At 68.3% G+C, this 18966-nt stretch carries 20 protein-coding genes; 7 read left to right on the forward strand and 13 right to left on the reverse strand.

Annotated features, from left to right (window positions below):
- From ACRWK7_RS29650 to ACRWK7_RS29665, 4 genes are all read right to left on the reverse strand, one after another.
- Positions 1–298, reverse strand: a 298-nt coding sequence (locus tag ACRWK7_RS29650; protein ID WP_431860548.1) for an electron transfer flavoprotein subunit beta/FixA family protein, incomplete at its 3' end; no start/stop codon positions are given.
- 41 nt (positions 299–339) lie between these two features.
- Complete coding sequence (locus ACRWK7_RS29655; RefSeq protein WP_431860550.1) at positions 340–864, reverse strand: thioesterase family protein; 525 nt, start codon at positions 862–864, stop codon at positions 340–342.
- A 52-nt stretch (positions 865–916) separates the two neighbouring features.
- A complete protein-coding gene (locus ACRWK7_RS29660; RefSeq protein ID WP_109119351.1) occupies positions 917–1309 on the reverse strand; it encodes a MerR family transcriptional regulator in 393 nt (130 codons plus the stop codon).
- 141 nt (positions 1310–1450) lie between these two features.
- Entirely contained in the window at positions 1451–3160 is a 1710-nt protein-coding gene (locus ACRWK7_RS29665) for a long-chain-fatty-acid--CoA ligase (RefSeq protein WP_431860552.1), read from the reverse strand.
- Positions 3161–3301: 141 nt separating this feature from the next.
- On the opposite strand from ACRWK7_RS29665, the gene ACRWK7_RS29670 reads away from it, so the two are divergent.
- The 3 genes from ACRWK7_RS29670 (at position 3302) to ACRWK7_RS29680 (ending at position 5608) form a co-directional block, all read left to right on the forward strand.
- Positions 3302–3604 carry an SCP2 sterol-binding domain-containing protein gene (locus tag ACRWK7_RS29670; RefSeq protein WP_431860554.1) on the forward strand — a complete coding sequence of 101 codons (303 nt, stop codon included), beginning with the start codon at positions 3302–3304 and terminating at the stop codon, positions 3602–3604.
- A 169-nt stretch (positions 3605–3773) separates the two neighbouring features.
- A complete protein-coding gene (locus ACRWK7_RS29675; RefSeq protein WP_431860556.1) occupies positions 3774–4454 on the forward strand; it encodes a DUF6134 family protein in 681 nt (226 codons plus the stop codon).
- A gap of 125 nt (positions 4455–4579) precedes the next feature.
- Complete coding sequence (locus ACRWK7_RS29680) at positions 4580–5608, forward strand: GGDEF domain-containing protein (RefSeq protein WP_431860557.1); 1029 nt, start codon at positions 4580–4582, stop codon at positions 5606–5608.
- 37 nt (positions 5609–5645) lie between these two features.
- Here the strand turns inward: ACRWK7_RS29680 and ACRWK7_RS29685 are convergent, their stop codons facing one another.
- From ACRWK7_RS29685 to ACRWK7_RS29695, 3 genes are read right to left on the reverse strand one after another with little or no spacing between them, the layout of a single operon-like run.
- Positions 5646–6617: a hypothetical protein gene (locus ACRWK7_RS29685; protein ID WP_431860559.1), complete on the reverse strand. Its 972-nt coding sequence runs from the start codon at positions 6615–6617 to the stop codon at positions 5646–5648.
- Positions 6598–8094 (reverse strand): class I adenylate-forming enzyme family protein, encoded by a 1497-nt coding sequence (locus tag ACRWK7_RS29690; protein ID WP_431860561.1) that lies wholly within the window; start codon positions 8092–8094, stop codon positions 6598–6600. Before ACRWK7_RS29690 ends, ACRWK7_RS29685 begins: the two co-directional genes overlap by 20 nt.
- Positions 8095–8108: 14 nt before the next feature.
- A complete protein-coding gene (locus ACRWK7_RS29695) occupies positions 8109–9893 on the reverse strand; it encodes an AMP-binding protein (RefSeq protein WP_431860563.1) in 1785 nt (594 codons plus the stop codon).
- Positions 9894–10091: 198 nt separating this feature from the next.
- Between ACRWK7_RS29695 and ACRWK7_RS29700 the strand changes: the two genes are divergently transcribed.
- Positions 10092–10508, forward strand: coding sequence for an HRDC domain-containing protein (locus tag ACRWK7_RS29700; protein WP_431860565.1), 417 nt, complete (start codon positions 10092–10094; stop codon positions 10506–10508).
- A gap of 3 nt (positions 10509–10511) precedes the next feature.
- Here ACRWK7_RS29700 and ACRWK7_RS29705 read toward each other — a convergent pair whose 3' ends face one another.
- Positions 10512–11441, reverse strand: a complete 930-nt coding sequence (locus ACRWK7_RS29705) for a DMT family transporter (protein WP_431860567.1) — start codon at positions 11439–11441, stop codon at positions 10512–10514.
- Positions 11442–11652: 211 nt separating this feature from the next.
- Here ACRWK7_RS29705 and ACRWK7_RS29710 point away from each other — a divergent pair, with 211 nt between their 5' ends.
- On the forward strand, positions 11653–11850 hold the full coding sequence (locus ACRWK7_RS29710; RefSeq protein ID WP_431860568.1) for a hypothetical protein: 198 nt from the start codon (positions 11653–11655) through the stop codon (positions 11848–11850).
- 7 nt (positions 11851–11857) lie between these two features.
- Here the strand turns inward: ACRWK7_RS29710 and ACRWK7_RS29715 are convergent, their stop codons facing one another.
- From ACRWK7_RS29715 to ACRWK7_RS29735, 5 genes are all read right to left on the reverse strand, one after another.
- Entirely contained in the window at positions 11858–12286 is a 429-nt protein-coding gene (locus ACRWK7_RS29715; RefSeq protein ID WP_431860570.1) for an NfeD family protein, read from the reverse strand.
- Between the two features lie 86 nt (positions 12287–12372).
- Complete coding sequence (locus ACRWK7_RS29720) at positions 12373–13380, reverse strand: YihY/virulence factor BrkB family protein (protein WP_431860572.1); 1008 nt, start codon at positions 13378–13380, stop codon at positions 12373–12375.
- 3 nt (positions 13381–13383) lie between these two features.
- On the reverse strand, positions 13384–14136 hold the full coding sequence (locus ACRWK7_RS29725; RefSeq protein ID WP_431860573.1) for a hypothetical protein: 753 nt from the start codon (positions 14134–14136) through the stop codon (positions 13384–13386).
- 84 nt (positions 14137–14220) lie between these two features.
- Complete coding sequence (locus ACRWK7_RS29730) at positions 14221–15042, reverse strand: alpha/beta fold hydrolase (protein ID WP_431860575.1); 822 nt, start codon at positions 15040–15042, stop codon at positions 14221–14223.
- Between the two features lie 148 nt (positions 15043–15190).
- The gene (locus ACRWK7_RS29735; RefSeq protein ID WP_431860577.1) at positions 15191–15865 is read right to left on the reverse strand and encodes a hypothetical protein; all 675 of its coding nucleotides are present in this window, start codon (positions 15863–15865) and stop codon (positions 15191–15193) included.
- Positions 15866–16078: 213 nt separating this feature from the next.
- Here ACRWK7_RS29735 and ACRWK7_RS29740 point away from each other — a divergent pair, with 213 nt between their 5' ends.
- Entirely contained in the window at positions 16079–16729 is a 651-nt protein-coding gene (locus ACRWK7_RS29740) for a hypothetical protein (protein WP_431860579.1), read from the forward strand.
- Complete coding sequence (locus ACRWK7_RS29745; RefSeq protein ID WP_431860581.1) at positions 16726–18954, forward strand: hypothetical protein; 2229 nt, start codon at positions 16726–16728, stop codon at positions 18952–18954. The genes ACRWK7_RS29740 and ACRWK7_RS29745 overlap by 4 nt, the downstream gene beginning before the upstream one ends.
- The last annotated feature ends 12 nt before the right edge of the window (positions 18955–18966 follow it).

Consider the following 18966-nt stretch of genomic DNA (forward strand, 5'->3'; position numbering starts at 1 on the left):
CCTTGGCGACGGCCAGCGGCTGCACCTCGGCGTCGGTCTGCACCAGGATGGCGCGATCCGCGCCCATGGCGAGCGCGGTGCGCAGCGTCTCCTGGGCACCGGCCGGGCCGATGGAGACGGCGACCACCTCGGTGGCCTTGCCGGTTTCCTTGAGGCGAACCGCTTCTTCGACGGCGATCTCGTCGAAGGGGTTCATCGACATCTTGACGTTGGCGGTCTCCACACCCGAGCCGTCCGCCTTGACGCGGATCTTCACGTTGTAGTCCACCACCCGCTTCACGGGCACCAGCACCTTCATCGTCTCTTCCCCTCACTTGTTCTTTTGCAACGTGGAGCCCGCTACGCCGCCTGCTCCACCGGGAGGCTCTGCGGCCGCCAGGACGCCACGAAGTCCGGCATCGGCGGGCTCTCGTGCGGCATGCCGGCCTCGCGCAGCATCGCCGCCGGCGCGACGATTCCGCCCTTGCCGACGAACGCGCCCTGCATCACCGCCACCGCCGCGGTCCCCTGCGGCGTCTCGGCGCGCTGCTCCATGTAGAACCAGCGGTCGTCCCAACACAGCACCCGGCTGACCACCTCGTAGCGCTGGAACGGCTTCAGCGGCCGGCGGAAGCGCACCGTCGTCGCGCCCAGCACCGGCTGCCAGCGATTGCGCAGCATCGTCCCGGCCAGCCCGGACCGCACGACGAGGTCCAGGCGGCCGAGGTCCATCACGCTGAAATAGCGCGCGTTGGTCATGTGCATGTTGAGGTCGAGGTCGGTCGGCCACACGCGGAACGCGACGCACGACTTCTCCATCGGCGCCAGCCGCTTGCGCAGCAGCGACGCGACGATCACCAGCACCAGACGGAACAGCAGGTTCATACCGCGCCTCCCAACCCTCCATGGCGGAGGCCCGGGCGGCGCGGAGCCGGCGTCAGGCCTCCAGCGGGGTGCCGCGCTCCTTGAGCGTGTTCACCACCTGCGTTTCGATGTCCTTCAGCTCCGACACGGTGGCCTCCAGGTCCTGGCGCTGCTGGGCCAGGGCGTCCAGACGCTCGCGGATGCGGGCGAGCAGGACGCGCATCTGCTCCTGCTGGCTGGGGTCCACGTTGTAGAGATCCAGGTACTCCTTGATCTCCTCCAGCGAGAAGCCCAGGCGCTTGCCGCGCAGGATCAGCTTCAGCCGGGCGCGGTCGCGCTTGGAATAGACCCGGTTGTTGCCGACGCGCCGCGGCGAGAGCAGGCCCTTGGCCTCGTAGAACCGCAGGGTCCGGGGCGTGATCCCCAGTTCCTCGGCCAGCTGGTTCACCGTGTAGAGCTCATCCATGGGCGCGCGCACCTTCGTCTCCCGTTGCGCCGGCTTGTCGTTGACGTCCAGGTCATGGACGTGACGCTCTCGTAAACGTCCGATCCGCCGGTTTGTCCCTTCCTAGCACAGGAAGGGCCTGCGACAAAGTGCGCGTCCCGCTTATCCCTCCCGTTTCTGCTTCTCCTCGGCGATCAGCTCCTTCTTGGACAGCTTGCCGATGGCGGTCTTGGGCAGTTCGTCGCGGAATTCGATGTGCTTGGGCATCTCGATGCGCGACAGCTTGTCGGCCAGGAACTCCTTCAACCCTTCGGCGGTCAGGGCGGAGCCCTTGCGGCGCTGCACGAAGGCCTTGGGGCTCTGGCCGCGGTAGTCGTCGGGCACGCCGATGACGGTCACCGCCTCGACCTCCGGATGGAGGTAGATGGCCTCCTCGATGACGCGCGGGTAGACGTTGTAGCCGCCGCAGATGATCAGGTCCTTCAGGCGGTCCATCAGGAAGATGTAGCCGTCCTTGTCCATGATGCCGACGTCGCCGGTGCGGAGGTACCCGCCGACGACGGTCTGCGCGGTGTCGTCCGGCCGCTTCCAGTAGCCGGCCATGACGTGCGGCCCGGCGATCACCACCTCGCCCTTCTCGCCGATGGGCAGCGGCCTGGACGGGTCCTCCAGCGAGCGGATCTCCATGACGGCGCCGGGCAGCGGCATGCCGATGGAGCCCTCCTTGTTCTCCCCGGTCAGCGGGTTGGCCGAGGACACCGGCGAGCATTCGCTGAGCCCGTAGCCCTCGACCAGCACGCAGCCGGTGACCGCCTCGAACTGCCGCTTCAGTTCCAGCGGCAGCGGCGCGCCGCCGGAGATGCAATAGCGGATCGAGGTCAGGGAATACTTGGCGACGTCCGGATGGCCCAGCAGCGCCTTGTACATGGTGGGCACGCCGGGGAAGAGGGTCGGCCGGCGCTTGGCGATGGTCTTCAGCACCTGCTTCACCTCGAAGCGCGGCAGCAGGATCAGCTCCGCCCCCGCCGCGAGGCCGAGGTTCATCACCACCGTCATGGCGAAGACGTGGAAGAACGGCAGCGCCGCCATCATCCGCTCCTCGCCGACCTGCACGCCGGTGAACCACGCGGACACCTGCTGCACGTTGGCGGTCAGGTTGGCGTGCGTCAGCATGGCGCCCTTCGGCACGCCGGTGGTGCCGCCGGTGTACTGCAGCACCGCGACGGCGGAGCGTGGGTCCACCGCCACCGGCCTGTACCGGCCGTCGTTGGCGAGCAGCGCGTCGAACGGCACGTGCGTGTCGTCCACCGGGATGTCCGCCAACTCGGAGCGCTTCAGCACCTTGAACAGCCAGCTCTTCACGGTCGGCAGGATGCCGTCCATGCGGCAGACCACGATGCGCTTCAGCCGGGTGGTGCCCAGCATGGCGCCGACGCGCGGATAGACCTGCTTCACGTCCAGCGTGACCATCAGGTCGGTCTCGGAATCCTCGATCTGGTGGGCGAGTTCGCGCTCGACGTAGAGCGGGTTGTAGTTGACCACCGTGCCGCCGGCCTTCAGCACGGCGAAATAGCAGACGACGTAGTAGGGCGTGTTCGGCAGGCACAGCCCGACCTTGCTGCCCGGCCCGACGCCCAGCGCCTGGAAGCCCTTGGCCGCGCGGTTCACGAGGTCCGCCACCTCGGCGTAGGTATAGCGGCGGCCGAGGAAGTCGAGGCACGGGCGTCCGGCGAATCGCGCCGCCGCGGCGTCGAACAGGTCCCCCAGCGTCTGCGGCGCGATCGGCATGGACCAGTCGATCCCGGCGGGGTAATGCGCCAGCCAGGGGCGCTCCACCTCACGCGTCTCGGGGCGCGTCTCGGGCATCTGCATACGTCACTCCCCAATGTCTTTCTTGCGCGGCTGGGGTTAGGCCCAACGCGCTCTTTATGACGTTGACGTAAACGTAAAGCGCAAGTACTGTCAAGCGCGTTGCACACCAACAGTCCGCACACAGAATCGGAGAAGCTCTTCATGGTCGATGAACTCGTCCGCGACATCCAGGCCCGCTCGGCGCAGCTGCGCGGCCTGAACGCCCGGGTGCGCTTCGTGCTCGGCGGCGCCGGCGACGTCATCCTGGTGGACGCCACCACGGCGAACGTCAGCGTCTCCCGCGCCGACGGAGAGGCGGACTGCACGCTGCGCATCACGCCGGAGAACCTGGGCAAGCTGATCAACGGCAAGCTCAACCCGGTGCTGGCCTACACCATGGGCAAGCTGAAGGTGGAGGGGTCCACCGCCGTGGCCATGAAGCTGTCCTCGATGCTGGACGGTTGAGAGCGATTCGCGCACGCGGCATGCCCTTGACGCATTCGTCAGCGCACGCTAGCGTTGGTCTTACCAATCGGGCGCTTTTTTAGAGACGGGCGTCCGCGGCGGCGGTGCAGCAATCCGGGGCAAACCCCGGCGGCCGCGACAGCCGAGTATTTTGGGGAGGGTTGACGGTATGCCTCAGGGTGCAGGCGCCGTGGAGACAGCCGTGTCCGGCGGCCGCGTGGTTTCACGCGCCGCCGGCGTGGCGCTTCTGATCGCGAGCTTCTGGTTCGCCGGTTCCCCCCAGGCGGCGGAGCCCAAGGTTCTCACCTACAGCATTTTGATGGACGGCAGCCCGGTCGGGCAGGAGCAGGTCCGCGTCCAGCCGCAGGGCGACACCGTGAAGGTGGACGTCACCGCCTCAACGCGGGTGAAGGTGCTGTTCCTCAACTTCCGCTACGACCACGAGCGGCAGGAGGTCTGGCGCGGCGGCAAGCTCGAGTCGATGCAGGCGCGCACCGACGACGACGGCAAGCCGCACAGCATCGAGATGGCCCGCAAGGGCGACGCCTGGGCGCTGACGGTGGACGGCAAGGCCGCGACGGCCGTCCCCACGGCGCTGCCGCTGACGCTGTGGACGCCGGAGGTGCTGAAACGCCCGACGCTGCTCAGCGTCATCGACGCCCAGCCCTACTCGGTGACCTCGCAGGCCCTGGGGACCGCCACGGTGGACCTCGGCACCCGCAAGGTCGAGGCGCAGCACCACCGCATCAGCGGCGGGGTCGACCGCGACCTGTGGTACGCCGCCGACGGCACGCTGCTGAAGGCGCAGTTCAAGCGCAGCGGCTACGACGTGGTCTACCTGCTGAAGTGAGCGGGGCTGTCGCCCCCTCCCCGCCCCTCCCCGCCGGCGCGGGAGAGGGTGGCTTGCCGACGCGATGCTCAATCCCCTCCACCGCGAGAGCGGGGGAGGGTCAGGGAGGGGGCAACAGCCGCGCCATGCACTCCGCCGCTCCAGCGCTCCCCTCCTCCGCCCGCCGGCAGCGCGTGGCGCTGTTCACCGGCATGCTGGTGGTGGCGTGCCTGCTGGTCGGCGGCTTCGCGGTCTTCGACCTGACGGTCACCGGCTACACCCACCACGCCGCAGCCGAGGCGGCGGCGCTGGTGGGCTTTGGCGCGTCGCTCCTGTTGCTGCGCAGCCGGCTGCCGACCGCGCGGGCCATGCTGCTGGCCATTGGCGTCGCCGGGGTGCTGTTCCTCTACAAGATCTTCACCGGCCGCATGGAGGACGCGGTGCTCGTCTGGGCACCGGCCTTCGCCGCCATGCCGATCTTCCTGTTCGGCGTGCGCGGCGGGCTGTGCTGGATCATCGTCTACGACGCGATCCTGGTTGCCGGGCTGGGTGTCGCCGCGGCGTCCGGTGCGGTGACCGGGCTGACCGGTGCGGCGGCGGTCAACGCCGTCGGCGCCACCGTGGCGGTCGCCCTGGTCGTCTACTACTGCGAGTTCAGCCGCGCCGAGGCGCGCCGGCACCTGCGCGAGGCGGCGCTGACCGACTTCCTGACCGGGATCCACAACCGCCGCAGCTTCGAGGCCGAGGCGGAGCGCGAGCTGGCCCGCGCCACGCGCGGCAGCCACCTGTCGCTGGCGCTGATCGACGTGGATCACTTCAAGCGGATCAACGACCGCTGGGGCCACGACGTCGGCGACGCGGCGATCCGGCACGTGGCGGGGCTGCTGGCCGGCAACACGCGCCGGTTCGACATCCCCGGCCGCCTGGGGGGCGAGGAGTTCGGCCTGCTGCTCGTGGACGCCGAGCCCGCCGCCGCCGCGGAGGCCGCCGAGCGCCTGCGCCGTCGCATCGCGGAGACGCCCTTCCCCGGCCCGGACGGGCCGCTCGCGCTGACGATCAGCGTCGGCGTCGCCGCGGCGGAGCCCGGCGCGCCGTTCCATCAGCTGTACGCGCGGGCGGACCGAAGGCTGTACTGCGCGAAGGAGGGCGGGCGGAACCGGGTGGTGGCGGAATAAAAGCCCCTCCCCGTCGAGGGAAAGGGCCTAATAGTCGCTACCGCGGCAGCACCGACACCTCCTCCGCCGCCGGCTTGGCCAGCGCCTCGGCGATCTGGCCGGCGAGCCAGGCGGCGTAGAGGTTGCGCGTCTCCGGCGCCATGTGCGCGAAGTCGCAGAAATCCCGCCGGTCGTCCAGCGCACGCGGGTAGTGCCAGACCGGCACCCGCGGCAACTCCGCAAAGTCGTCCAACGAGGTGCGCAGGGCCGCCTCCAGCCGGTCCTCCACCGCCTCCGGCCGCGGCAGGGCCAGCAGCGCCACGCGGATCCCCGCCGCCTGCGCCGCCTCCACGAAGTCGCGCACCCGCGCATACGCCGGCGAGTCGGCGCGCAGGTCGAGCATCGCCAGGAGGTCCTCCACGTACAGGCCGGGATCTCCCGCCCAGTCCGGCGACTCCCGCCGGGCGCAGGACCGGCCGTACTGCAGCGCCACCTCGTCGCGCAGCATGGGGCGCGCCCGCTCCACCATCTCGCCCAGCCGGCTCAGATAGGCGGGGTAGAAGTAGGTGTCGCGCCGCTCAGCGAACAGCAGGTCGCGGTCGAGCAGCACCAGCGCCGGGCGCAGCTTCAGGATGCTCGCCAGCAGCGGTTCGAAATCGCCAAACTGCGCCGGGTCGTTGACGATGCGCAGGAAGTGCAGCCCCGGCACGCCGTGCCGCGCCGCCAGCCGGCCCATCGCCGTCTCGTCCAGCGTGGCGTCCCGCAGCGGCGAGGAGCCCAGCGCCACCACCGCCACCGCCTTCGGGTTCCGCCACACCCGGTCGTACACCGCGGCGATGCGGTTGAGGTTGTAGCGAACGAACCCGTCGTCGGCGTAGCGGTAACCGGTCCAGCTGGCACCGCCCATGGCTCCGACCATCACCAGGACGGCCAGCAGCAGGATCACCGGCGCGCGGAAACGCCTGCGGCGCGGAGGCGGCATCGGCGGTCCGTACGGAACGGCCCCCTCGTCAGCGGACGAATCGGTCATCGAGCATGCCCTCCCCCCGGATCGCCGCCCTGTCCGCGGCGGGTCCGCGGCGGGCGGCCCGCAGGGCGTGCGGCGACGGCGCGCCCAGGGAGTCGCGCGGCAGGGCGTCCAGCACGCTCAGCGTGTCCGGCAGCCCCAGCGGCGGCAGCCGGTCGCGCAGATGGCCGAGCAGAACCTCGCTGCGCAGCGCCCGGCGCAACGTCACCGCGGCGGCGAGGCGGCCGTCGGCAGCGTACGCCACCGCCTCCTCGACGTCGGGGTGGCTGCGCAGCGCGGCGGCGGTGCGCTCGGGATGGACGCGGACCCGGCCGCGGCGCAATGCCGCGTCGCGCCGGCCGACCAGCGTGACGAACCCGTCCGCGTCGACCGTCGCCAGATCGCCGGTGGCCAGCCAGCCGCCCTGCTCCGCCATCACATGCCCGCCCTTGAGCTGCAACTCTCCGACGGCTCCAACAGCGCAGGGGCGCCCTTGTTCATCGACGATGCGGTGCTCGCACCCCAACGACCGTCCGACTGTGGCAAACCGGTGACTGTTGCCCGGTCCGGCGGCGAAGGCGGCGGCCAGCGCCTCGGCCGGTCCGTACAGCGTCACCACCCGCACGCCGAAGCGCGCCTCCAGCGCCCGCCAGCGCGTCTCGTCCAGCGCGCCGCCCAGCGACACCACGAACCGGAAGGCGCCGGTGCGGAACAGGTTGGGGTCGGCGGCGGTCAGGCGCGCCAGTTGCGCCGGCGCGGCGATCAGGTGGCTGGCGCCGTGCCGCCGCACCCAGTCGGCCGGCAGCGCCAGCGGCGGCGGGCGCACCAGCGTCCCCCCGGCCAGCAGCGCCGCCAGCAGCCCATGCGCCAGCCCGCCCGCGTGGTGCAGCGGCAGCGGGTTGAGCAGCCGCGCCCGCCCGTCGATCAGCAGCGCGTCCGCCACCGCCTCCGCCCCAGCCGCCATCGCACCGTGCGGCACCGCCAGCGCCCGCGGCGCGCCGTGCGTGCCGGCGGTGAACAGCACGCAGGCGGTGCGCTCCGCTCCCGGCGGCTCCGGCCACTCCGCGAGCGGTGCGTAGCCGTCCAGCACCTCGGCGAGCGTCGGTGCCGCGGGCGGGCGCAGCAGGCGGTCGAGCCAGCCGGGCGGCCGCAGCGCCACCACCGGGCGGTCGGGCACCGCCGGGCCGTCGGCGAACACCATGCAGGCACCGTGCTCACGCGCCAGGGCCGCCACGTCGCACGCCGGATCGACCGACACCACGCCGACGCCGCAGCGCAGGCCGGCGACCAGCAACTCCGGCAGCGCGAGCGCGTCGGCATCGGCGGCCAGCACCCGGTCGCCCGGACCCAACCCCGAGGCCTGGAGGAAGGCGGCCAGCCGGCGCGCGCGCTCGAACAGCTCCCCATAGCGCAGCGTCCGCGGGCCGAGCAGGGCCGGCCGGTGCGCCGGCACCGTGCGCTCGACGCGGTCCAGGGCCTCGGCGAGGGGCGACGCCGCCATTTCCGGCCGAACCTTCAGGCCACGTCGCCGGGCAGCGCGTCGCGCCGCACCTTGCCGTTGCTGGCCCGCGGGAAGTCGGCGACGACGCGCACCGCGGCCGGCGCGCCCTGCGGACCGAAGGTCTCCAGCACCCGCTGCATGACGCGAACGATCACCCCCTCCTCCGCCACGCCGGGCACGAGGCGCAGGAAAGCCAGCGTGCGCTCCCCGCCGTCGGCGTCGCGCACGGCGCGGACGGCGGCCTCGGCGACCGCCGGGTCGCGCTCCAGCACGCGTTCGATCTCGGCGAAGGCCAGCAGGTCGCCGCGCGGTGTCTTCACCGCCTCGCGCACGCGGCCGAGCAGCGCCAGCTGCCCGTCGCGCCAGCACGCCAGGTCGCCGGTGTGGAGCCAGCCACCGCGCAGCGCCTCCGCCGAGCCGACGAAGCGGGTGGCGACGTTGGCGCCGTAGATCCGCAGCTCGCCCACCTCGCCGGGCGGCAGCACCTGCCCCTCGCCGTCCACCACCTGCGCCACCACGCCGCGCGGCACGCCGAGCGCGCCCTCGGCCGCGCCGCCGGGCGGCTCCACCACGCAGACGCCGGTGGTCTCGGTCAGGCCGTAGTAGCCGCGCACCGGCGCCGGGGTGAGGGCGCGCAGCCGTTCCAGCGCCGCCGCCGGCAGCGGCGCGCCGGTGCAGAGGATCAGCCGCAGCCCCTCCAGCGGCTGCCCGGCCGCGGCCAGCGCCTTCAGACAGGCGGGAACGGTGCTCAGCACGCTCACGCCGGCGCGCCGGCACAGCTCGGCCGCGGCGGCGGGGCGGCGGCGCTCGGCCCCGGCGGGCAGCACCGCGGCGGCGCCGGTCAGCGCGGTCAGCACCAGCGGGTTGCGCAGGCCGCTGACACTGTGCCCCTCGGCCAGCGTCAGCACCCGGTCGCCGGCGCGGATGCCGTAGGTCTCGGCCAGCAGCCGGGCGGTGCGGAGCAGCGCACCGTGGGTCAGCTCGACACCCTTGGGCTCGCCGGTGGTGCCGGACGTGAAGAGGATCGCCGCCGGGTCGTCCTCGCCGACCTGCGCGTCCACATCGGTGCCGCCGTCGGCCAGCCACGCCGCGAAGCGGTCCGGCGCGCCGTGCGGGGCGTCCAGCACCACCAGCGGCCGCCGCCCGGCGCGCGCCCGGCCGGCGCGCGCGGCGTCGGCGAAGACCAGCGCCGGCCGCACCGCGTGCAGGACGCGCAGCAGCGCCGCCTCGCTCCAGGCCGTGTCCACCACCGCGACGACGATACCCAGCCGCACCGCCGCCCAGAACAGCAGCCCCGCCTCGACGCACGGCTCGGCCTGCACGACGATGCGGCTGCCCTTGGACAGGCCGGCGGCGGCCAAGCGGCGCGCGATGGCCTCGACCCGCCGCCCAGCCTCGGCGTAGTCCAGCGGCGCCGCGCCGGAGGGCAGCAGGAACGGCCGGCCGGCGTGCTTCGCAACCGCGTCCGCCCACACCCGCGCCAACGACTCCCGCCGCGCCGCGCCGCGCCGCGCCGGGCGCAACGCCACCAGCCCGGCCTCGCTGAGCGGCGCGACCTCCTCCAGCACCGCGCCGGGCGACAGGCCGAGCCGGGCCGCCGTGTCGTCCAGCGTGGCGCCGCGCGCCGCCCAGTAGAGGATCTCGACCTGACGGACGGTCAGGTCCCGGCCGCCCGCCCGGCCCTGGTGCAGGTCGAGCGCGTCCAGGTCCGGCACGGCCAGCGCCGCCGCACCGGCCGGTGCGCCGGTTTCCGCGGGGCGCCGGTAGGCGGGAGCCGTGGCCTGGGGAATCCTGTGCATGCGCGGCGTTTCCTCAATTCAGGGTTTTGCGACGCACTTAACGCGCCGCAGCACCACCGCGCCACGCGGCATTGGAGGGGTCGCCCGGCCCGGTCGGGGTCATCCGGGCGGCAGCATTCCCCATTGAATCGCCGATGCCGTTCCGCCACCCTATGACCAGCCTCCGCGCAAGGAACGATCAGGAAGGGCATAGAGGGCATGAGCACGGAAATCCGCACCTTCCGCATTCCCGACACTGACGCCGAACCGGCGCAGGCGGAGCTGTCGGCCTTCCTGCGCACGGTCGAGGTGGAGCGCATCGACACCGCCTACGCCGACGGCGCGTGGCGGGTGCTGGTGCTGTTCCAGGACCTGCGCCGCAAGGAGGAGTCGCTGCAGATCGAGACGGCCATCGCCGCCGCGCTGAACGGCTGGCGCGACCGCGTGGCCGCGCGGGACGGCGTGCCGCGCGACGCGATCCTGCCCGACGACCTGGTGCCGGAGATCGCCCGCTACGCCCCCACCACCGAGCACGAGCTGGGCGTCCTGGTTGGCAGCCGCGACCTCGACATCGGCCCGCACGGGGCGGAGATCGTCGGCGTGGTGCGGTCCACGCTGGAAGACCTGATCGACTAGCCTCTACCGCTTCGCCGGCACCAGCATCACCAGCGTCAGCGCCGCGACGACCAGGGTCAGGCCGGCGATCTCGCCGGGGCCGACGCGCTCGCCGGTCAGGAGCGCGCTGGAGAACACGCCGATCACCGGGATCGCCAGCGTGCCGATGGACGCGAGGCTGGCCGGGAAGATGGCGACCACCCGGAACCACGCCCAGTAGCAGTACACCATCGGAATGAGCATGGCGTAGAACGCGCCGGCCAGGGCCGGCCAGGAGGCGGTCAGCAGCGTCTCCGGCCGTCCCGCCACCGCCCAGCCGGCCAGCACCGGGATCCCGCCCAGCACGATCTGCCAGCCGGACAGCGCCGCGGTGCCCATCCCCCAGCGCCGCGCCTTGACCACCACGGTGCCGGCGGCCCAGCTCGCCGCGGCGGCCAGCATGAAGACGGCTCCCCACGGCGAGGCGCCGATCCGCCCGACCTCCGGCACCAGCAGGAAGCCCAGGCCGCCGACGCCCAGCGCCAGCCCGGCGACGCGCGCCCGCGTCAGCCGCTCGCCCAGCAGAGCCACGCCGAACAGCGACGCCCAGACCGGCATGGTGAAGGCGATGATCGACGCCCGCCCCGCCCCCATGAAGGTCAGCCCGAACGCCGTGCCCAGGTGCCAGCCGGTGACGTTCAGCAGCGAGGCCAGCAGCAGCGGCCCGAACTCGCCGCGCGGGATGGCGATGCGCCCGGTCCCGGTCAGCCGCGCGATCAGCAGCAGCCCGCCGCCGCCCGCCGCGAGGCACAGCATGCGGAAGGTCCACGGGTCGATGTCGGTCACCGCCAGCTTCATCGCCGGCCAGTTGACACCCCAGAACAGCGTCAGGCTGGCCAGCAGGAGAATCCCCTCGCGTGAGGGGCGATCCTGCGCGAGGCCGGTCGGCGGCAGGGGGGCGGCGTTGTCGCTCATGTCGGGTTCCCGGTTCGGCACAGCACAAGACTAGGGCGTAGGGGCCCGACCGCCCAGCATACGCCGGCGCATCACAGGCATGCGGGGCGGCCGGCCGTACTATGCCCCGGGGCATGCGCCGAAAGCGTTGGGCGGCTTCGACTCAAGGCCGGATTTCCGCCGCGGCGCCATCGTGACAGCATGGCTTCGGAAGCTTCGCCGTGCAGCATCCATGTTCGAGATGAGCGACGACCAGCAGAGACGACACCGCATGCCCGACTACCGCACCATGGCCCGCCACCTCGCCGCCCTCAGCGCCGAAGCCGCCGAAATGGCGCGCCGCAACGGCGACCCGCGCTTCGCCGCACTGGCCGAGCGGCTGAAGAGCTGTTCCGACCAGATCCGCACCGACACCGCCAAGCGGGGGTGAGGCGCCGTCAGGCCTTTTCCACCTTCAGGATCACGCCGTCCACGGCGACCACGCGCACGGTGGCGCCGGCCGGCAGGTCGGGCCCCTGGACGCTCCACGAGGTGTCGCCGACATGGGCGCGGCCATGCCCGTTGACGATGGCGGTCTCCAGCGTGTGCAGGGTGCCGATGTACTGCTCGGCGCGGCGGTTCAGGCGGTTCGGCGCGGCGTGCAGCCCGGCCCGGCGGTAGACGGCGCGCCCGGCCAGCACCGCGGCGATGGCGAGCACCGCGAACAGCAGCAGCTCCCCTTCCCAGCCGAGGCCGGGGTAGACCAGCAGCACCACGCCGACCATGCCGGCGGCGACGCCCAGCCACAGGAACGCCGCGCCGGGCGCCCAGATCTCCACCACCGCCAGCGCGACGGCGATCACCCACCAATGCCAGAACTCGATCATCGCCGGACGGCTCCCCCACGGGACTGCCGGCAGGATAGCGGGAAGCCGGGACGGCGTCAGTGGCGCGATGTGACGCTGCCAGCCCGCTACGCCGTCTTCTTCTCGCCGAGGGTGTCCGCCATCCTGGCGCCGCGCTGCCCCATGGGCTTATCGGGGGCGTCGGTGGTGTCCTTGGCGGTCTGGTGCTCCATCTCGGCGTTCAGCTCGGCGCCGAGCAGGATGGCGTAGGCGGTCAGGTTCAGCCACAGCAGCAGGATCACCACCGCGCCGACCGACCCGTACGCCTCGTTGTAGTTGCCGAAGTTCGAGACGTAGATCGAGAACCCGATGGAGCCCAGCAGCCAGATGCCGCCCGCCGCCGCCGAGCCCCAGGTGACCCAGCGCCACTTCGGCTCGTTGCGCGACGGGGCGTAGCGGTACAGCACCGCCAGCGCCGCCAGGATCGCCACCGCCAGGATCGGCCAGCGCACCAGGCGCACCGCCCACTCCCACACCGGCCCCAGCGGCACGAGGTTGAGGATGGTCGGCACGACGACGACGACGGCCAGCGTGACGATCAGGAACAGGATGCCGCCCAGCGTCATCGCCACCGAGATCAGCGCCAGCTTGACGTAGCCGCGCTTCTCCCGCTCCTCGTAGGCGATGTTGAGCGCCTCGATCAGCGCGTTGACGCCGCGCGACGCGCTCCACAGCGTGAACAGCAGGCCGACCACGACGCCGATGCTCAACCCGGTGCTGGGCTGCGAGGCGACCATGTGCGCCTGATCCTTGAGAACCTTCAGCGCCTCGGTGGGCAGGAAGCCGGAGAGCGTGTCGAACTGCCGCTCGATGCTGCCGCCGTCGGCGACGAGGCCGTAGAGCGACACCGCGGCGCCGATCGCCGGGAACAGCGCCAGGATGGCGTAGTAGGCCACGCCGGCGGCGATCATCGAGATGTTGTCCTCCGACTGCTCCTCCCAGACGCGCCAGAGGATGTCCTTCCAGCCCTTGGCGGGGATCTCCTCCGGCTTGTCGGCGGCGCGGCCGCGCGCGTGGGCGTCGTGGCCCATCTCGATGCGCGGCATGTAGTGGTGGCGGCGGCTCAGTCCCAGCATGGTTCAGCTCACCGCCTCGTGCAGCGCGCCGATGCGGTGCTGCACGCGTTCCAGGTCGTGGAAGTGCGCGCCGACCACCACGCGCAGCTCGTCCGGCAGCGGTTCCTGCAGGGCGTCGCGGAACAGGTCGAGGGTGTTCTCCAGCCCGCCCTGCAGCGCCGCCAGGATCTCCGCGCGCGAGCGCGCGCCGGTCAGCTCGTCGTGCAGGTCGAGCCACGCGGGGTGCACCGGCTCGCCCGGCTCCGGCACGCCGCCGTGCATGCGGAACTCGTGGTCCAGCGAGGCGGAGGTGCGCTCGAACTGGTTCGACACCTCGGCCAGCCGCGACGACAGCTGGGCATCGACCAGCAGCATGTCGGCCTCGCGGAAGCCCTCGGCACCCTGGCGGCAGGCGGCGACCAGACCGGCCAGCAGAATGCGGATGCGCTGGTCGGAGATCCGGCCGTGCGGCGCCGTCGCCCCCTCCAGCGGGTCGGTGCGCGACACCGCCCAGGCCAGCCACAGGGCGCCGATGCCGATCAGCGCCACCGGGATCGGGTTGTTGCGGATGGCGGTGGCGACGCGGGTCGGCCGCCCCTCGACCACGTCGCGCACGACCTCGCTGACGTGCCCGGTGAGCTGCCCCGGCGACAGGCGGAACTCGATCTCGTTCAGGGTCGAGTCCATGCGGTCGCGGATGCCGCGGATGTCGCTTTCGATGTCCGCCATGCTGCGGCCGGACGTGGTGTTGGCGGAACGGTCGACGGCGTGGCTCATGACGTGCAACTCCCTCTGACGCTGCGGGGAGCAACACACCCCGCCGCGCAAAGGTTCCGCTGGCGCGGGGGCGGCGCGGGCGGCCTACCGGAGCTGGTCGAGGAACCCGGACACCAGACCGAGGATGAGGTCCGGCCGTTCGCGGTGCGGCACGTGATAGGTATCGGGGATGATCTCGACCCGCGCCGGGCCGCCGCTGAGCTGCCCGATCATCTCCGGGTGGCGGATCGTGCCGTACTCGTCGTGGATGCCGTGGATGGCGAGCACCGGGCAGGTCACGCGCGGCAGGACGGGCGCCAGGGTCCAGCGCGCGAATTCCGGATGGAGCCACGAGTCGGTCCAGGCGTCGAGGACCCAGCGGGCCTTGTCGCCGTGGTACTTCCGCAGGCGGCCGACCTGGGACTCGTCCGTGAACTGCTCCTTCGCCACCGCGATGGCGTCGAGCGTCCGGTCCTCCGGGAATGCCTGCGCGGATTCGGTGATCAGCGCCTCGCAGTCGTCGGGGAAGTCCGCCGCGCAGTGCACGGCCATGCCGCCCCCGACGCTGTGGCCGAAGGCGACGAAGCGCCGGATGCCGAGCCGCTCGCGCAGGACCGGAAAGAAGCTCCGCGCCTCGTCGCCGATGAAGCCGGCCGGCGCCAGCGTGTCGGCCCGCGGATCGGACCGCCCGAAGCCGAGCCGGTCGTAGGCGATGACCCGGCGCCCGGTGGCGGCGCTGAGGGCGGCGGGAAAGTCGCGCCACAGCTCGACCGACCCGAGGGAATCGTGGAGGAGCACGATGGGGCTCGCCGACGGGGCGGCGGGCGCGCCGCTCCCGGGAGTCCAGGCCCGGGCGAAGATCCGGCCGCGCGGATGCTCGGCCCACAGGTCGGTCGCCATGATGCTGGGGGTCGTGGTGTCGGGCATCCGGTCGCTCTTCGGCAGGGGCGCGGCAGGGGAACGGCAGTGTCCATGGACGGCGGCGGCGACGCAAGCCCGGAGGAATGGAACGCTGTGGAACACCATGGAACAGTGTGCGGGGGCTGTTCAGTTCACATCCCCCGGCGGGTGCCGGTCAGCGGGTGCGGCGGGTGTCGACGGTGAGGAAGTCGGGCTGGTCCTCGATGCCGGTTGCGGTCCAGGGAAACTGGCCCCGCGGGCCGTCGGACTCCGGCAGGTGGGCGATGAGGGCGGCCGGCGGATCGTGCGCGGCGGGGGCCGGGAGAGCGCCGGCGATCGGCTCGATGGGCGTCTCGCGGTCCTGCTCCGGGGAGTCCGGCAGCGGACGGGAGCGGCCGAGCTGGTTGAAGAAGTCCATCCGGTCGGCCAGCCAGCGCACGGTGGCCATGTCGCCGCTGGAGACCGCGTGGCGGATCTGCTGCGACACCATGTCGGTCAGCGAGCCGAGCTGCGCCCGCGCCTCGCGCTCTAGGATCTTGCGCTCCCACCAGATGCGGGTGCGGAAGTCGATGGAGCCGTAGTACGCCCGCCACAGCGTGGTGCGGCTGCACCCCATGGAGCGCGCCACCTGGAGGAACGAGGCGCCGCGCGCCAGCATGAACGCGGCGTGCACCCACGCCTCCTCCGGAAACCGCGAGCCCGGCACCAGCGAACCGGACGTCGGCGTCGGCGGCTCCTTCAGCCACGCCGGCAGCAGCTCGTCCTCGGGCACCCTGACGCCGAGGCGGAGCGCTTCGGTGTCGGTGTTCTCGGTGAAGTCCACCTTGTTCCGGACGGGTGCTGTGGGCATGGCTGGGCTCGTTGTCACATATACGGATTTTCATCCTAGGATATGACTACGGAGGTTGTCAAGGCGCATGGGCAATGGTGACGACAAGGCGCTGGACGGAAGAGTTTGGCATGCTCAAAAGCGATTCATTCAGGAATCACGCAACGCATCGCCCTGCTTGCCAAGGCGCTTATAACTTAATAGTGTGTTGCGATCACAGCATTGACCTTACAGATGACCAATTTACGCCCAACACCCGTCGTAGCCTTTGTTGACTGGAATTCCCAGATCCATAACGCGAATCCCCCAAAGGGAGTACCGACGTTTGTCGCAGAACAAACTCTAAATCATGTAGGGAAAATCATAGGACGCGCATTGCGCCATATTAGCGTCGAGGCCAGATTCAGTGTAAATTTAAGAATATATCATGGTTGGCACAAAGGATTTGAACCAACAGAAAATAGGAGAGCACTAATTACTGCTTCAGCTGGCACAAACTTCTCTCTTTTATCCACAAACAGCAATGTTATAATTAGGCCAGATATTTCGTTTGGGGATCGACTAATTTCCGCCTTGGACACGCGCCTGCATACACGTCTGGGGGTGCATCTGCCAGATACGTTGCGCCCGGTCAGCCGGCGCGCACGCCGAAAAGACGCACTTGAGGAAAAAATGGTCGATACGGCCATGGCGTCCGATATTGTTGATTTAGCTCACCGAGATTCAGATAGTTGGATATTGATCATGGGGGAGGATGATGACCTTGTGCCACCGCTTTACACTATCGAGGCGATCCGAGGTAATAGGCACAGACGTGTCCTGCTAATTAGAAAGCGAGCCGCGGGGCCATTTTTGAAATTAGACGATTTTCAGGTGTACAAATGACCAACGACACTGCGCATACCCAGGCATCACTCCTGTCAGATCTAGCCTTCTTTGCAGATCTGGGCACGGAGCCCCCCCGCTCGGTAAGTAGCGGATCTCAAGTTGTAGTTCGCCTAGTAAGGAATGGCCGAGAGACAGAGTTAGTAATATATTCAGATGGGACCATTGATGAAAAAAGAAATGATGGACAACAGAAACATTTAAATTTTCGTGCACTACTTGCCTCCAATAATTTTGGAGGCATTGGGCGGTGGGCTGATGCGCAATCTCTTATTTTACAAGAAAAAGTTGCTGGCAATACCATTCCAGTGACTGGAATTTTGTCTAATCACAATGGCCCGGCCAGCATTGATCATGTTGACGCCGCTGTCGATAATCCAGGAAATAGCCTTGACGCAAATGTACACATTCTATTGATTGACGGGCCGGCGGGCATTGGCAAAACTAGTTTTATAAGATCACTGGCATATAATCGCGCGGTAAAATACCGTGTACTTAGGCATCCGCTTATTTTGCATGTCGAAAGCCGCGGGCGCATGCTCCAAAATATAATGGATCTTATGGCCTTTAGCCTGCAAACCTTAAGGCTAAACGTAACCTACGATCAAATCCCCATATTAGTGCGCCACGGACTAGTTACTTTGGCCATCGATGGATTTGACGAGCTGGGCGATCCTAACGGGTATGAGCTTGCCTGGGCGCAAGTTAACGCGCTCATTTCATCCGTTTGCGGACGCGGATCTTTGATACTCTCTGGCCGAGAAACGTTTATTGGACGAGACAGACTGATATCTGCCTTAAAAAGCTATCGTCCTAGCCGGGATATTTTAAACACTGTAACTCTTCAACCAATTACACCAAAGGATGCAAAAGAATGGCTTAAGAAGAATGGCTGGACACCACAAGCCCTAGAACAAGATAACGTTGAACCACTGTTTGAGCCTGGTTCATATGCATTGCGCCCATTCTTCCTTAATGAACTTTCAAGAGAGGGAGTTCGGGAACAGATTGAGCGTAGGGAGGTGGACGATTTGACGTGGTTTCTGGCTGAAACCATGATCAAACGAGAAGCCGATAAATTTGGCACCGACGTAGAAGCCGCAACTAAGAAGGAGCAAAGGGAAAAGTTCGTTCTCACTTTCTTAGGAGAAGTAGCTCGCGACTTGGCAGAGAATCAGACCGACGCGATATCCAGCGATTCCCTAAGCTGGCTAGCAGAGATGGTAGCGATCGATACCGTGCCTAACTCGCTTTCTGGAATTCTAAAGAATCGGGCTGGTGTAATTGCCTTCCTGATCCCAGACGAGCGCCCAAATTACAGAAGATTTTCACACTCTCACCTGTTCAATCATTTCCTTAGCCGAATCACTATAGATGCAGTGGCTGATGGGGAAGTGCCGAAATTCGTTAGACGGAATATTTTTGGGGCGGATTTACTTTCCAGTTTTGCGGAAGTAATTGGCCATTACAAGCCGAAGAAGATTTCAGCATTCATCAAGGAAGCCGTAGCACGCATAAACGAACTTGGAGATTACGATCGCTCTAGGGGCAACCTTGCCGCACTTGTGGTTGCCGCGATGGGAAGTTACTACGAAAAAAGCATTCCGGTGCTGTCTGATATTGCAATCGACCAAGCTGTTGTTACGCAAACCGCGGGAGGCCTTCGCCTTAGATCAGCCTTGATAACACAGCTTGATGCTAGAGAAGCTGATTTACGGGCTTTTGAGTTTGACAATTCTTGCCATATTGTTTCTCTGCTCGCAGACTCCGGCACTGCGCTACCGAGGAACTTTCCATTGCCCCAGCGCGTTCAACTTCCGGACAAGATACTGAATAATAATACAGAAATTGAAGCCTGGATTACTGCTCACTCACCTGATCACCGAGAGTTGGGGAGTGCCGAATCAACCATACCTAGCGATGTGCGAGAACATGAACTTTATTATTTAATAGGGCGCATCAGCAGACACAAACGATTTTGGATTCGAGACAGCGATGACAAAAGTGTTCGGCGCATCTTACAAGACCCGTATTGGGGAACACTTCGGCGCATATTAGACAAACACGAGTTATTAGTAGTGCGCAATATTGGGGCCGCGGGACCTCCCACCGAGTTTTTCCACATAAAGCGCAAGGATCAAATAATTGCAGAGGATATGAGCGATCCCGTAATCCGGAGCTTCTATGAAGATGTAATTACGGAAGTTAGGGGAAATATCATCTAGTTATTTGCCACA

Source organism: Azospirillum sp., from assembly GCF_050789165.1.